Genomic DNA, 14,462 nt, shown 5'->3' with positions numbered 1-14,462 from the left:
GCTAAAGACTTGATCTAACGCGACTCAAAGTTTCCAGGTTCATTCCAAGGTATGAAGCGATGTATTTTAAGGGTACTCTTCCAATAAGTTCAGGCTGAGTATCCAACAAAAATAAGTATCGGTCTTTTGCTCTCTCCTTGCGAAGGGCGTGAAGTCGTTCTTCGCTCAACATATAGTATTTTATTGTCAGGATTCTACCAACAATATTAAATTCCGGGAACTGATCATAAATGTTTTGTAAGTCTGTAAAACTTATTCCATACACAGTAGAGTTTTCTAAGGCAACAATACTTTCTTCACTGGGCGTTTGAGTATAAAAACTTTTTACAGCAATAATTATATCATTCTCTCTCATGAACCACGATGTATTCTGTACTCCGTTCTTTTCATAGCAACAGCAAAATATACCCTTTTCTATAAAGTAGATATACTCACATACTTCGCCCGCTGATAGTAAAACATCTTTTTTAAGTATTTCTTTTGCAATCAAAATTGATTTCAAATGCGCTTTTAACGGAGAGGACAAAGGATTGACTGCATTTAACAAGGCAAACAGGTTAGTAAACATTGGTTGTGGTTTTAATTGACAGTGTAACTTTCACGAATATTGCACTGTTCTTTGATCTATTTTAACTCCTGTATCTTCAAGCTTCTAAAGTAAACACGGTTGCCATGATCCTGTAGCAGGATATGCCCTTTGGGTGCCATGCCGAAGTCGGGCCATTTGGCATATTTACTTTTCGCAACCAGGTTGAGAAACTCCTGAGATCCGCGCCGGTACTCAAGTACCTTCCATCCATTGAGCCAATGTTCAACCCGGTTGTCCGGGAACACTTTTATAATGCCCCGGTTCCATTCTCCGATCTTAACGCGGGCGCGAGGGTTTCGATCGGATGTGATCAGATCATATAATGATGCCAGCGTGCGATTGCCGTCGCGGCCCATTTTAGCATCGGGGTGTTTAGCGTCGTCCAGTATCTGGTATTCGAGACCGATAGCAGACCCTTTGTTTTTTTCGCTTTCCGTCACAAAATATTTCACACCGCTGTTAGCGCCTTCGGTCAGCTTAAATTCAAACTGGAGCACAAAGGCGCTGTATTCTTTTTCTGTTACAATATCACCACCATTGGCAGATTCGCCGCCGTCGGCAGGTAACACTTCAAGCGTCCCCTCCTTAACCACCCAGCCTTTTTGAGGGAAGGTTGTTTTATAGGCGCCCCGCCACCCCTTAGTTGTAGCTCCGTCAAATAAAAGCTTTACACCGATTTTTTTCTCGGCTTCGGACAGGTTGTTGGAAATCGTATTGATCACAAACACGCCTTGCAGCGGACTGGGTTTAATCTTTTTGGTTTTAATCCTGATATTTCTCCAGCTGATCTGTTTGCCGGCAACATCGTTTTTGCCGATAGCATGCACCTGCAAGGCGATGAAGCCTTTGGCGGTGGCATCGTCGATCAGGTGGGCCGCAGGAATATCGTTGATCCAGGTACGAATGGAGTTGCCGATACATTCTACGCGGGCTTTATTCCATTGACCCTGGCGAAAAGCTTTCTGTGCTTCGGGGTTCAAATTTAGGGCATAAAGCCAGCCTCTTTTGGCCTCCTCGTAAATGCCGCCCGTCCACGCACGCGGAGAAGGATCTATCTCGAATTGATAGCCATGGACACGTCCCTTGTTATATTCAGGTTTGCTAAGGCTTCTGAATTGTATCCCTGAATTCATCGTACTGTCTACTTTGAATTCGAGCTCCAGCACAAAATCTCCGTAATCTTTTTCGGTAACTAAAAATGAGTTGGGTTCACCTGCAACAGTCGTGCCCACAATAGCACCGTCTTCGACATGATATGTTGCTTTCCCATTTAACTGCTTCCAGCCGTTCAGGTCTTTCCCATTAAACAGTTGCTGCCATTGGGCAAAAGCAAAGCCATGCAACGCGATAAGGACGCTCAGTAAAAGGATCTTTTTCATGTATCTAAAATTATGTATTTAGCGTTAATACCCCGACGGTCTTTAAAGAAAGCGATGAACCACCTCGTTATCAAAAAATTACAGGTTCGATTAACAACCATACTCAATTGTTGTGTATATTTATTTTTTTGCTGCCAGATATCATGCGTAGGCGAGTGTATCTCTCGAATTCATGCTGCCTGCCATACAACAGAAAAGGTTGGCAAGTCGTCAAATATAAATCATATCATAAAACATCTGATCATTAAGTATTAACAAAAAATATAACGAATGAACCATCGTCGCGATTTTATTAGAAATTCAGCTATCATCGGAGCCGGGGCCCTGCTGCCTTTTGATCTATTGGCCGCTATTAAAGGACGCGTTTCGGCCAATGATAAAATTGGAGTTGGAGTGATTGGTTGCAAAGGAATGGGCTGGAGCGATCTCACTGCGTTGTTGAAAGTACCCGAAGTAACCTGTGTGGCCTTATGTGATATTGATGAACAGGTGATCAGTCAGCGGAAGGGAGATCTGGAAAAACTGAACATGCGCCCAAAGATATACGGAGATTACCGCAAGCTGCTTGCTGATAAAGATGTGGACGTGGTCATTGTCGGTACGCCGGATCATTGGCATTGTCTGCAAATGATCGACGCTTGTGCCGCTGGTAAAGATGTATATTGTGAAAAGCCTATTTCTAATTCGATTTATGAGGCCCAGTTGATGGAGAAAGCGGTGCATCGTTACAATCGTGTAGTACAGGTGGGGCAGTGGCAGCGCAGTCAGCAGCATTTTCGCGACGCTATTGCTTTTGTGCATTCGGGAAAGCTGGGTAAAGTGTCGTCTACCAAAGCGTGGATGTACAGGGGTGGTACTACGCCGCTGCCTGTTGTTCCCAACTCAACTGTACCTGCCGGTGTCAACTACGACATGTGGCTCGGTCCTTCTCAAAAACGAGCGTTCAATAAAAATCGTTTCCACTACGAATTTCGCTGGTTCTGGGACTACGCAGGCGGCCTGATGACGGACTGGGGTGTACACCTGATCGACATGGTATTGATGGGTATGAAAGCAGGCATGCCGCAATCTGTGATGGCTACCGGTGGTAAATATGTTTTTCCGGATGATGCACGCGAGACGCCCGATATCCAAACGGCTTTGTACGACTTCGGTGATTTCCAGATGAGCTGGGAACACAACATGGCAACTGGTGTGGGACTATATGGCATGCAGCACGGCATCGCTTTCATCGGTGAAAACGGTACGTTGCTGCTCAACCGCCAGGGATGGGAAGTGAAAGGCGAAAAAAATAAAATGGAGTCGATTCCCTGGGCGAAATCTGTAGACCGCGGACTGGACCTGCATGCCGTTAATTTCATTGATGTGGTGAAATCAAGACAGAAAGAAGCTTTGCATTGTCCTATTGAAGCCGGGGCAAAAGTTGCCATCGCCAGCCATTTTGGAAATGTTGCCCTGCGCGCGGGGGAAAAGATCTATTGGGATGCGGCTAAGAATAAATTCAATGTGGACAAGGCTACCCAACTGGTAAAGCCGACATATCACAACGGTTGGAAGCTGCCTGTGGTCTAAGGTAATTGTACTACGTTTTTGTTCATGCCACCAATGCCTTTAGATCGAATGTACTCTAGGTGGCTTGCACCCTGAACAAAAGAATGAGATCTAAATACGCGTCTGACCGTCCCGGTCTGACGCGTTGATTATAATTTTTACAGCTTATGAAATATTTATTGGTTATAGGATTTTTTCTCTTTTTGTCTTGTGGGTCAGGGCCAAGGCATGTAGCAGCGCCCAGGCATACGATCGCTTTGAAGCTGAACGAAAAGATCACCTACGAAGGAGCTGTTATTACGCTGCAACAGGTGGCGGAAAGCCGTTGCCCGATGAATGCCCGATGTATCAGAGCGGGCGAAGCTGTGGCATTGCTGAACGTGGTGGTCAATGGCAGCAACGAAAGGAATATCCAGCTGTGCACAGGCGCCGATTGCAGCGGCCGCGGTTTAAATGATGTCTATCCGCTGACGATCGACCAGCACAAGTATTTGTTCAGGCTCGATAGCATTACACCGGATCCCACCAAAACATTGGAGAAGAGCGAGACAAAGGTGCATATCAGCGTCAGTCAACCCGGATAATATGAAAGCGGGTGACCATATCATTTTGTTCGACGGGGTTTGCAATTTATGCAATGGTGCTGTTCAGTTTGTTATCAGGCGGGACAGGCAACGCTTATTCCGATTCGCTTCATTGCAATCCGAGGCCGGCCGCAAACTGTTGATGAACGTTGGATTGCCCGAGGATCATCTAAAATCCTTTGTTTATATCGACGGAAAGAAAGCTTATACCCGTTCAGACGCCTCGTTGCGCGTGGCCCGGCGTTTATCTTTTCCTGTCAATCTGCTGTCCGTGTTCCTGATCGTTCCCCGCTTTATCAGGGATTTTGTTTACAACGCCATCGCCCGTCGGCGGTACGCTCTTTTTGGTAAAAGGGACGAATGTATGTTACCTTCCCCGGAACTGAAAGACCGGTTTTTGTAGGGGCGCATACTGCTTCTATAGCGGAACATCAAGCAAGAACAATCACATCAAGTTGCGACTATGCATCACAATAATCCCCTGATCAATGATATATTGCAGAAAGTCAGGTTAAATCCTGATGAAATCGCTTTGTGTGAAGCCCTTTGGAGAGAAAGGACGTTGAATAAAGGTGATTTTCTTTTGAGGAATGGCGAGATCTGTCGTCATGATAGTTATGTCATTTCAGGAATACTCAAAGCTTTTTACATCAACTCAGAAAATGGCAGGGAAGAAATTCTCTATTTCGCCGCTGAGAATTGGTGGGCAACTGATATCGACAGTTTTTCAAAACAAAAGCCTTCTATTTATGATATACAGGCCTTGGAAAAAACTGTTGTCCTGCAAATAGACTACTATTCTTTTCAAAAATTGTTGCAGCAGGTTCCGGCGCTTGAAAAATATTTCAGAATCATATTGGAAGGATACGTCGGGACGCTACAGAAGCGGGTGATCCATCACCATGTTTTTGACGCCCGGCAGCGGTATGATGATTTCTTGAAAAATTATCCGGCGATTGCTGCTAAAGTGCCACAGTATTTGATTGCATCCTATCTGGGTATTTCCGCAGAATTGATCAGTCGTATACGAAAGAAAAATAAAATATCTTGAACCAGGTCAATTTCCTTTCGGTCGGCTATCGGGATTTTTGCTTTATTAATTAAAGCAAGACAGATGAAAAAAATACTGATCATTAATGCAAGCGTCAGGGATAAACGGTCACACAGCCGGGCATTGACCAATCGTTTTGTGGCGAATCGCCAATCCAAACATCCGCTGGATGTATTTACTTTCAGGGAAGTGGGCACTGATCCGGTACCGGCTATTGACGAATGCTGGATTAGCGGCGCCTTTACCGATGTATCCAAAAGCACAGCAAGCAGCAGAGAGGCGCTGGCACTGAGTGACGAATTGGTGAACGAGCTGAAGGAACATGATGTGTATGTTATTGGCACGCCGATGTATAACTGGTCTATTCCGAGCGGATTGAAAGCCTATATTGATCAGGTAATGCGCATTAACGAAACCTGGAAATTCCGCTCGGGTTTTCCTGATGGAGTATATGTAGGGCTTTTAAAAAATAAAAAGCTATTTATTCTTTCCAGCCGCGGAGACACCGGATATGGCGAGGGAGAAAAGAATGAGCATATGAACTTTCAAACGTCCTATCTTAAATTCATTTTTGGTATGATGGGCGTCAAAGATATAACTGTAATTTCTTTGGATAATGAAGAGTTCGGCGGGATATTATTTGAAAATTCCAAGGCAGCCGCTTATGAGGCAATCGATTCAATTGACTGAATAAGTCAGTTTTCTTATCACGGACCACGGATTTATGTGCGTCATACTCACTGACCATCACTCATCACTCACTTCATACTTGTCACCCACCACACATTTCCAAAAGGATCTTCGATGCCGCCACTTCGGCCATAGTCCTGGTCGGTCAGTTCATTGATGATCTTGGAGCCATTTTCCAAAGCGATTTGAACCGTCTGATCTGCATCTTCCACGTAGATAAACAGGTTAGCGTTCGCTACGTCATAAAACTCGTTCTTGTCAGCAAACATAATATTGCAGCCATTGATCTGTACCTCGGCATGCATGATGATCTTGTTATCGTTGTCGCGGTAACTCTTAAAGATTTCTTTCGCTCCGAACACGATCTTGGTAAACGCTATAAAGCTGTCCGCATTTTTGAGGATCAGGTAAGGCATTAAAGGCTGGTGGCCGGCAGGTATTTTCATTTTCAGATTTTTTGTATGAACGATTACTGGCTCGCCGATGGGGCGGCGTCGCGCTAAAGGTAGACCTTACCGCGCGAAATACCTGATCAGCAGGAAATCAATCTGTAACAGCCAGGGAAGGGCAATGATCAAAGCCCATACTATGAGGAGCAAGAACTTTTGTGATTGCGTGATATCCATCAGCAGGTTTCGCTGCAAGGAATGGTCCACTTCCAAAGCGATCTTGTCTTCCTTAACGTCGTAAACAAAAGGAGGTCCTGCCGGCACCTGCTGAAAGGCAGGTGTATGCTTCACTACAACGGCACGTATCTTCCAGTAATCTTCATCCGAAAGATCTTCATAGTGTTGATCGATATTCAATCCGGAGCGCTCCATCTCCCGTTCCACTTTATTTACGCTCAGGGAGCTGACCAGCCGGTAGATCAGAAGTGCAGGAAACACGAGCAGGAAATAGAAATGGCTGATCAAAGCGACGGCCGCCACTGCAGCAGCTGATAAGGCGATAAACAGATTGCTTGACCAGCCTTCTTCGTTAAGGAACACACGGTTGAGCAACTGGCCGCCATCGAGTGGATATAACGGTAACAGGTTGAGCAGGTTGGCCCATATCAGCAACTGCGCCACTAACGGCCAGGGGATATCGCCAATATAAGCGGTATTATTACCGGCTGTTAAGGCATGGATCACAACACCCACCAGAATACCCGGCAACGGCCCTGCCAGCAGGATGACGGCGCTCTGTTTCTGGCTGATCTCTTTTTTACTGCCCTTTACAAACGCCCCGATAAAGGGCAGGAACAATACGCCTACATCCGCATAGCGGTAGTATTTCATCGCTACAAAATGCCCCATTTCATGGAAGAGCGCTATAGCAAAGAGCACCAATAGCAGATCCCATCTTTGTAGCAGCAAATATCCCAGGCCCAGGTAAATGACGACGCTGTACAATCCTTTTATCAGCAATTGCTTATTGTCGGTTCGCTCCGGAATATATTTGGGTGGATAATCGGGATGAGCCGGTGGCTGTTCAGGCCCATGTGGATCAGGCTCCGGGATTGTCATTAAAGAGCGGTTTGATTTTTTCGTAAAGTGCTTCGGGCATGGTCGCTCGCTGCTTCGTAGCTGCATTCATAAAGTACAGTAATACGTGTCCCGAGGCGAGCAGCTCCTTTTTTTCGTTGTACACTTCCTGGTGAAACAGGATCTTATGATCAGAAGGAAGTTGTTGAAGCGTGGTTCTAATAGTCAGCAGGTCATCGTACAAAGCGGGGCGCAGGTACTTGCAATTGACCTCCACGACCGGCATAATGATGCCGGCTTTTTCCATATCAGCATAGGTAAAGCCTAATTGCCGGATGCATTCGGCGCGCGCTACTTCAAAATATTGAAAATAGTGGCTATGATACACCACGCCCATCTGATCGGTTTCGGCATAGCGAACCCTCACTTGTGTCTCTGAGCTGTACATATATTATTTCCCGATCTTTTTGTCCACACTGAATTTACCAGGACCCATTAAGAAAATAACGATAAACATCGTCAGGAATAATCCCGCTGCTTCGCCCTCGCCAAACAGTTCACCTCCGTGCGCAAAAAATAACGCCACGACCATCGCAATGATAAGGGGTAAGCTGGCCAGCCGTGTTAGCAACCCGAGAATGAGCAGACCTGCGCAAAATACTTCAGCAAATATTGTGAGACCCAATGAAGCCTTCGTGCCGATATGAAACGGATCGGCAAAGCCCTTGCTGAGGATCGCATTGAAATTGCTGATTTTTTTCATGCCGTGATTCATCAGCATAGAAGAACCTGCGATGACGCGGAGCAACAACAGGGCGATACTTACAGAAGGTTCGGAATATTTGGAGGTCATCAATTTCATGAATACAATTTTTTTGTGCTGCAGCTTAGCCGCTGGTTATTAATTTATATACGGACAAACTTAGCGAAATAATCAAAAGAAAATGCAATGCAAACGAAGACGCGGCCAACCTGAAAGAGAAGTTAATAGTTATGGCCACAAATGCTTTTGGGTCGAAATTCAAACTACGCGTGTCATACCAGATTAGAAAGCAATAGATTTAAAGGGACTATTGCCTCTCGTAAATAACTGAATATGCGTCAGACCGGGACCGTCTGACGCGGACATAGAGCCTTAATTCGACAAATGCAGTATTTTTTCGTGTTTGCGTGATCTGTGAAGGTCATATGGATTCATCATTCGTGAATCCGTGGCGTTCATTTTCTGATTTTATACTTCGCCCGCGCCTGCTGTTGCTACTTATGGTGATGAGCTGCCGAATTGCTATATTCGTTTAAATATTCTGAGATTATGTTTGATATCCTTGCCAAATATTTATATGAATTCAAGCGCCTGGCATTACCTGGGATCGGCAGGTTCGACATCACCGAGAAAGAGGCCAGCAGCGATCTTTCGGCACATACCATCGCCGCTCCCGGCTGGAGCGTCAACTTTACTGATGACGCGGTGGTAACAGGCGATAGCACGCACGATGCTCTATACAGCTGGCTGGCTACCAGCCAGAGTATCTCGCGGGAAGAAGCAGAAGCTGCATTCAAAAATTTTTGTGGGGATATTCAACAACGATTAAACCAGGGTGAGCAGGTGGAATGGCCGGGGCTGGGTGTGCTGGCGCGGGCCGATGAGAGCGTGGTGTTTACTCCTGCCGCCGCGGCTTTATCTCCGTTTACGGATGTCACTGCACAAAAGGTCATCCGCGATAACACCAGCCACACGACGATCGTCGGCAACCGCGAAACCACTACTGCCGAAATGCGGGAACAGCTGGCGTATCCCGAAGAAAGGAAAAGATCGGGAACCATTATGTGGATTGTTTTAGCCGTAGCAGCTATTGCCGCTATCGTCTATTTTTCTCAGAATGGATGTAACAAAACCGCAACGGGCAACCGTCAGAAGGTACAAAGCACCCAACCCGGCGAGACCTATCAGCTTCGTTGATCGATATCATTAAAGTAATAAGTGATTGGCAACTGCGGCCAACGGGTCAGTTGTCATTCCTCCTTGTCGGTAATGATATTGATCAGCTTCTTTTCGCCCACGATCCATACCAGGTCGCCTTCTTCAAAGATCCAGTTAGAATCAGGATTTAAAAACCTTTTTCCATCCCGTTCAATACCTACCACCAGGCCATGGGCCTTATCGCGTATTTCACTTTCGCGAATGGACAGATGTATAAAGGGAGAGTCTGCCTCGATCAGCAGTTGTTCGAGCTTCATTTCTATATCCGCCGTCTTGCCTGACAGTTTTTTATCCGGCCTCAGCAGCGCGTTCATCCGGCGTTCCTGGCTATCGGTACAGATAATATATAATTTATCACCGGGGTAGATACGGTCATGTCGTTCAGGAGGAATGATAGTGATGGCTCCACGCTTGATCATGGCAACATTGACGCCAACGCGTTCGCGCCATTCCAGTTCTTCAAGTGTTTTCCCGATAACGTTGATCGCTTCAGCGGTTACTTCAAACGTGGTCAGATGCGCATCCCAGGGCGCCAGGCTCTGGTTGCGCCTTTGTGCATCGATCTCGGCCAGGATCCGCTGTTGTTCGATCTCCCGGTTGTTCAGATTTTTAATAAACCGGTCTTCCACTTTATCATAAGCTTGCTGCAGCCGTTTCCGGAAGATGAGGATCAGCACCAATAATATAATGCCGACGTATAAGGCCAGGTCCAGGGAGTATACATTGCGTAGCAATACGATGATGAGAAACAATGCCAGCGCCACTTTCAGGATGCGCATGATCCAGATCGGACCGTGATATTTTTGTTGGGTATACAGACGGGCAAAGGGTTCCGTCTTTTCGTTGCGAACGATCAGGGCCCATAAAAAAGGACCGATCGCAGCCAGGCCAAGGACGGCCGACGTGATCCTTCCGAAGTTGTAGCCAAATCCCTGCAACCAGGGCAGCAGGATACTGTTGGTCAATGCAATGAGCGCCACTACAACAGCCGAAAACACGATCGTATTGATGATGAAAAATTTCAACACATGGTTCCAGTCGCTAACCGTTCTGATGGCAGTTGCTTCCGCACTATACCTGTTAAGACGCGCTTCCCACTTGGTAGAGAGCTTTCTGTTGATCCAGTAATAAAAACGGGTGCTGGAAAGCGTTAAGGACGGAGCAATGAAAATAGTCAGCGCAGAAACGGTGATGATAATCGGATACAGCTCTTCGCTGATGACCTTCTGCGAAACACCCATGGAGGCAATGATAAACGAAAACTCGCCGATCAGAGCCAGGCTCATGCCCGTTTGTAGTGAGGTTCTCAGGCTGTTTCCTGAAATGAAGGCGCCCAGGCTTATGACAAAACTTTTGCCGACGATCACGGCGGCAGTGATCAGTAAGATCGGCAGCCAATGATCTTTGATCACGTTGAGATCGATCAGCATTCCCACCGACACAAAGAAGATCGCACCAAACAGGTCTCTGACGGGAATAACCAGGTGCTCAATGCGTTCGGCTTTCGTGGTTTCAGCTAAAAGAGAGCCCATGATAAAAGCCCCCAATGCTGCGGAAAATCCTGCCTGTGCTGACAGATACACCATCAGGAAACACATAGCGATGGCTACGATCAGCAGGATCTCATCGGTTAGAAATTGTTTCGCTTTTTTGAGCAGGGAAGGAATAAAGAGAATGCCCCCGACAAACCAAACGATCAGGAAAAATAACAGCTTCAGGATGGACATGCCCAGCTGGCCTGCATCAAAGGTCTGGCTGGTAACAAATGTGCCCAGCAATACGAGCAGGACCACAGCGATCAGATCCTCCACTACCAGTATGCCATATACCAGTTGCGCAAAGTTGCGTTGCTTCAAACCCAGATCTGCAAAGCTTTTCACGATTACAGATGAGGAGGATATGGTTAAACAAGCGCCTAAAAAGATACAGTCCATCAAGGGCCAGTCCAGCAACTTGCCGAGACCAAAGCCGATTACGGCCATGCCTACTGCTTCAAATCCTGCTGCCGTGGTGGCCGACCCCCCCATTTTAGCGAGCTTTTTAAAGCTAAATTCTAATCCGAGGCTGAACAGCAGGAAGATCACACCGATCTCTCCCCATATTTGTACGTCGCTCAACTCGTACACTTTCGGAGGAAAGATCTTGAAGTTGGGACTAATGATGATCCCCGCTACCAGGTATCCCAGTATTAACGGAAGCTGAAGACGTTTGAAAATAAGCGTTATGACCGACGCCACACCTAATATTAAGGCCAGGTCTGTTATTAAATGCGGTAAATGATTCATAAAAAAACGTCATTCGAAAAACTGCTGAAAGTCGTTGGTTTCGGCCGAAAATAGCGAAAAATAGCTAAAGAAAAGGGGCGCCTTTTAAAGGACAACGTCTGCGCAACCCTTTTACGCTACCATCTTCCACTGTTTTAGTTTTCCTTAATGTAAGCCGAAGGTGTTCACCATTTTTCAAATGGGTATAAAAATCTATGTCCGGCTGGGCGCAACCCCGTCGGTTGTATATTCAAAGGCCGATAGGAATACCGGTTATTTGTCAGCCAGTTGATACATAGCCGTTCCCGCGCTCAGGTAAGCGCCAACGCCATACACTTCGGTTTTATCCGGCCAGGCCGAACCCGGCGCGGCGCCTATAGGCTGTACATAACCCAGCATGCCATCGCTGGTGACGCAGCGCTGTAGCGCATTCCAGCCCTTCCAGGCGGTGGCTTCGTATTCTTGCGGGTCCAGCAATCCATTATTAATACCCCAGGCCAAACCATAAGTAAAAAATCCGGTGCCGCTGGTTTCAGGTGTAGGGTACAAGTGGGCGCCTTGCAGGCTCATGGCCCAATAACCGTCCGGTGTCTGCAGCTTCTTCAGGCTTCTGGCCATTGTTTTATAGAGCTTCACAAAGTATTTGTATTCCTTTGAACCTTTATCCAGCTCTCTGATGATATCGGTAAGGCCGGCAAACACCCAACCGTTTCCGCGGCTCCAGAAGATCTTGGTACCCTGATCCAGCTTGCCTATATAATTATCGTCTCTGTAGTACAGGCCGGCTTTGTCGTCAAACAGATAGTCAGTAGTGGCTTTAAATTCTGAGAACATAAAGTCCAGGTACTTCCTGTCACCGGTGATGCGATAGGCTTTTGCCCAAACAGGAGGCGACATGAACAAGGCGTCGCTCCAGTTCCAGCGGTCCTGGCAAAAAGGGGTATGCCAATTCAGGCTGCTCTTTGCAGGGTGGTATAGAATATAGTCCAGCCGTTTGAGGGTAGGTTCTATCATTTTTTTATCATTGAACTTCCGGTACATTTCTAAATAGGTCTGACCGATTGCATGATCGTCGGCATGGTAAAGGCTCAGGTGCTCGCCGAGCTTCCAGTCTACGCTTTCGCCCACTCTTTTCAGGAAGTTCACGTAGGTAGTGTCATTAGATAGATTGGCCCATTTCATCATGCCTGCGAACAAGGTGCCATTGGTCCAGTTGGTAGGGTGGTACACGTTTCTGCCGTGGCCTTTGATCCACATATGTTCAATTTGCCAGTCGGCGACTTTTTCCAGGCTGGCGTAAATTTCTTTTTTGGACTGCTTTTCGATCTGGGCATCCGCAACAGCGGTAGCCAACAACAGGACAAGGAGGAATAGGGGTTTTTGAATGTTGAGAGATATCATTAGTTTGAATTTAAAATGGATAATGTTTGCAAATAATCGTTCTTTACCTTTCGATGACGATCCGTTATCGGGAAGTTTTATATCAAGAAGAGATTTTTGTGTTTTAGAAAAAGCTTTTTATTCGAGGGAACAGCTGCTTATTCCAGGTGGAGCCTTTATTGGCGGACAACCGGAGGCAGCAGCGAAGGGAACACCCAGGCATAATGATGAAACGGATAAATGATCGGCGCCTTTTTAGCAGCGAATTGCCTGAACTTCGGATCCTGGTAAATGCCAGACATCGCTTCAAATAAATTATATGGCCAAACGCCCACCGGACCTAACCGGTGATTGTCTACCTGTGTCACCGGATTTTTTGCCCATGGCCATTCTTCAGGATGTTCGTGATAATAGAGCAGGTAATCCAATGCTTTTTTGATGGACTGCTCTTTCGCGAACAGGTTTTCCCCGGTGTTGCTATATACCACCCAGCAGGAAGCGGTAATCGGCGCCAGGGAAAAATAAGTATACCAAACACTATTGGCGCCCCGCTTGGTTTCTGCCGGCATATGTCCGTCCTCCGAGATCTTTTCAGCGATGCCTTTCTTCAGTAATTGAACATTTTCCCGGAAACGCGTACTGTCATTTAAAAAGGAAGTGGCCAGCAGCGCACCAAAGCAGCCCCAGTCTCCCCAATTATTGTAGCCGTTTTTGATTTTGTCAGAAGCATGGAGATAAACATTGTTCAGCCAATGATCAAAGCTTTTCCGGCTATCGGCTTTCCACTGCTTCGATGGTTGCAGCAGTTGAGCGGCCATAACAAAGGAGCTTCCCGAATAGACCATCACCAGGGAGCCATCATTTTCAGCATACTTTTTATTGATTTCCGACCAGGCATCTAAAAAGTACAGTGCTCTCTTAAGAAATCGTTCTTCTCCCGTTAGTTTCCACGCAAGAGCGCATGAATAAGCGGCAAAGCCGTCCTTCTGAATAGAGAGCGAGATGCTGCGATGACCGGCAGAGTCCTGATAATAGCCCGGCACGCTAAATTCGGCCACGGCGTGATGGGGCATTTTTAAAGCGGCTTCCGCACTGGCTGTCACCTGTTCCAAGGCAGCGAGGGTAGCTTTGTCTTTTACTTTTATAAGTTGCTTCGCCGTACTGATCTGAGACGCGGGGTGCATGCCCGGGTATCCCATGTTCACGGATGACTCATTGGGGGATAAGGCCAGCTGGCTTTGTTTTTTCGACGTGGCACAGCCACTGATAACGCCGGCGACACAGGCGACCGACAGGGTAATAAGAGATAACTTTCTGAGCATTTAGCTTGATTTTATTGTGAGTATTGGCATATATGTAAACGCTGCTGTGACAAGCGACAGATCCGTTTGTCATTCACAACCGCAGCGAATCGCCAGGACCAACACAATCAAAAGTTCACTTTGGCGGATGTATAGCAATTTTACAGACCGGTCAGGCGTACAAAGCAAGTGTTCAAAAATAAGAGAAAATTGTTATGCGTGCAAA

Annotated in this window: 15 protein-coding genes; 6 read left to right on the top strand and 9 right to left on the bottom strand. The window is 46.6% G+C overall.

What is annotated here, in order from left to right; all coding sequences use genetic code 11:
* Window position 1: 1 nt before the first annotated feature.
* Both ACU37H_RS07010 and ACU37H_RS07005 read right to left on the bottom strand, forming a co-directional pair.
* Window positions 2–568: a Crp/Fnr family transcriptional regulator gene (locus tag ACU37H_RS07010; protein ID WP_472702246.1), complete on the bottom strand. Its 567-nt coding sequence runs from the start codon at window positions 566–568 to the stop codon at window positions 2–4.
* A gap of 56 nt (window positions 569–624) precedes the next feature.
* Window positions 625–1,968, bottom strand: a complete 1,344-nt coding sequence (locus ACU37H_RS07005) for a 3-keto-disaccharide hydrolase (RefSeq protein ID WP_472702247.1) — start codon at window positions 1,966–1,968, stop codon at window positions 625–627.
* 270 nt (window positions 1,969–2,238) lie between these two features.
* On the opposite strand from ACU37H_RS07005, the gene ACU37H_RS07000 reads away from it, so the two are divergent.
* From ACU37H_RS07000 to ACU37H_RS06980, 5 genes are all read left to right on the top strand, one after another.
* Window positions 2,239–3,540 carry a Gfo/Idh/MocA family protein gene (locus ACU37H_RS07000; RefSeq protein ID WP_472702248.1) on the top strand — a complete coding sequence of 434 codons (1,302 nt, stop codon included), beginning with the start codon at window positions 2,239–2,241 and terminating at the stop codon, window positions 3,538–3,540.
* Window positions 3,541–3,686: 146 nt separating this feature from the next.
* Window positions 3,687–4,103 carry a hypothetical protein gene (locus tag ACU37H_RS06995; RefSeq protein WP_472702249.1) on the top strand — a complete coding sequence of 139 codons (417 nt, stop codon included), beginning with the start codon at window positions 3,687–3,689 and terminating at the stop codon, window positions 4,101–4,103.
* A gap of 1 nt (window position 4,104) precedes the next feature.
* Window positions 4,105–4,506: a thiol-disulfide oxidoreductase DCC family protein gene (locus ACU37H_RS06990; protein ID WP_472702250.1), complete on the top strand. Its 402-nt coding sequence runs from the start codon at window positions 4,105–4,107 to the stop codon at window positions 4,504–4,506.
* Between the two features lie 60 nt (window positions 4,507–4,566).
* Window positions 4,567–5,154, top strand: a complete 588-nt coding sequence (locus tag ACU37H_RS06985) for a Crp/Fnr family transcriptional regulator (protein ID WP_472702251.1) — start codon at window positions 4,567–4,569, stop codon at window positions 5,152–5,154.
* Window positions 5,155–5,217: 63 nt separating this feature from the next.
* Window positions 5,218–5,844, top strand: a complete 627-nt coding sequence (locus ACU37H_RS06980; protein ID WP_472702252.1) for an FMN-dependent NADH-azoreductase — start codon at window positions 5,218–5,220, stop codon at window positions 5,842–5,844.
* A gap of 68 nt (window positions 5,845–5,912) precedes the next feature.
* On the opposite strand, the gene ACU37H_RS06975 is transcribed toward ACU37H_RS06980, so the two are convergent.
* The 4 genes from ACU37H_RS06975 to ACU37H_RS06960 form a co-directional block, all read right to left on the bottom strand.
* Complete coding sequence (locus ACU37H_RS06975) at window positions 5,913–6,290, bottom strand: VOC family protein (protein ID WP_472702253.1); 378 nt, start codon at window positions 6,288–6,290, stop codon at window positions 5,913–5,915.
* A gap of 66 nt (window positions 6,291–6,356) precedes the next feature.
* A complete protein-coding gene (locus ACU37H_RS06970) occupies window positions 6,357–7,352 on the bottom strand; it encodes a site-2 protease family protein (protein WP_472702254.1) in 996 nt (331 codons plus the stop codon).
* On the bottom strand, window positions 7,333–7,758 hold the full coding sequence (locus ACU37H_RS06965; protein WP_472702255.1) for an acyl-CoA thioesterase: 426 nt from the start codon (window positions 7,756–7,758) through the stop codon (window positions 7,333–7,335). Before ACU37H_RS06965 ends, ACU37H_RS06970 begins: the two co-directional genes overlap by 20 nt.
* Before the next feature lie 3 nt (window positions 7,759–7,761).
* A complete protein-coding gene (locus ACU37H_RS06960) occupies window positions 7,762–8,172 on the bottom strand; it encodes a DoxX family protein (RefSeq protein WP_472702256.1) in 411 nt (136 codons plus the stop codon).
* Between the two features lie 450 nt (window positions 8,173–8,622).
* Between ACU37H_RS06960 and ACU37H_RS06955 the strand changes: the two genes are divergently transcribed.
* Window positions 8,623–9,270 (top strand): hypothetical protein, encoded by a 648-nt coding sequence (locus ACU37H_RS06955; RefSeq protein WP_472702257.1) that lies wholly within the window; start codon window positions 8,623–8,625, stop codon window positions 9,268–9,270.
* Window positions 9,271–9,323: 53 nt separating this feature from the next.
* Here the strand turns inward: ACU37H_RS06955 and ACU37H_RS06950 are convergent, their stop codons facing one another.
* The 3 genes from ACU37H_RS06950 to ACU37H_RS06940 form a co-directional block, all read right to left on the bottom strand.
* The gene (locus ACU37H_RS06950; RefSeq protein ID WP_472702258.1) at window positions 9,324–11,576 is read right to left on the bottom strand and encodes a cation:proton antiporter domain-containing protein; all 2,253 of its coding nucleotides are present in this window, start codon (window positions 11,574–11,576) and stop codon (window positions 9,324–9,326) included.
* 252 nt (window positions 11,577–11,828) lie between these two features.
* Entirely contained in the window at window positions 11,829–12,956 is a 1,128-nt protein-coding gene (locus ACU37H_RS06945; protein ID WP_472702259.1) for a glycoside hydrolase family 88/105 protein, read from the bottom strand.
* A 155-nt stretch (window positions 12,957–13,111) separates the two neighbouring features.
* Window positions 13,112–14,257 carry an alginate lyase family protein gene (locus ACU37H_RS06940; RefSeq protein WP_472702260.1) on the bottom strand — a complete coding sequence of 382 codons (1,146 nt, stop codon included), beginning with the start codon at window positions 14,255–14,257 and terminating at the stop codon, window positions 13,112–13,114.
* Window positions 14,258–14,462: the final 205 nt, after the last annotated feature.

This window comes from Niabella sp. ZPM-14, from assembly GCF_055693045.2.
Note: the sequence above shows the minus strand (reverse complement) of the source record. Positions and strands in the feature narration are given on the sequence as shown.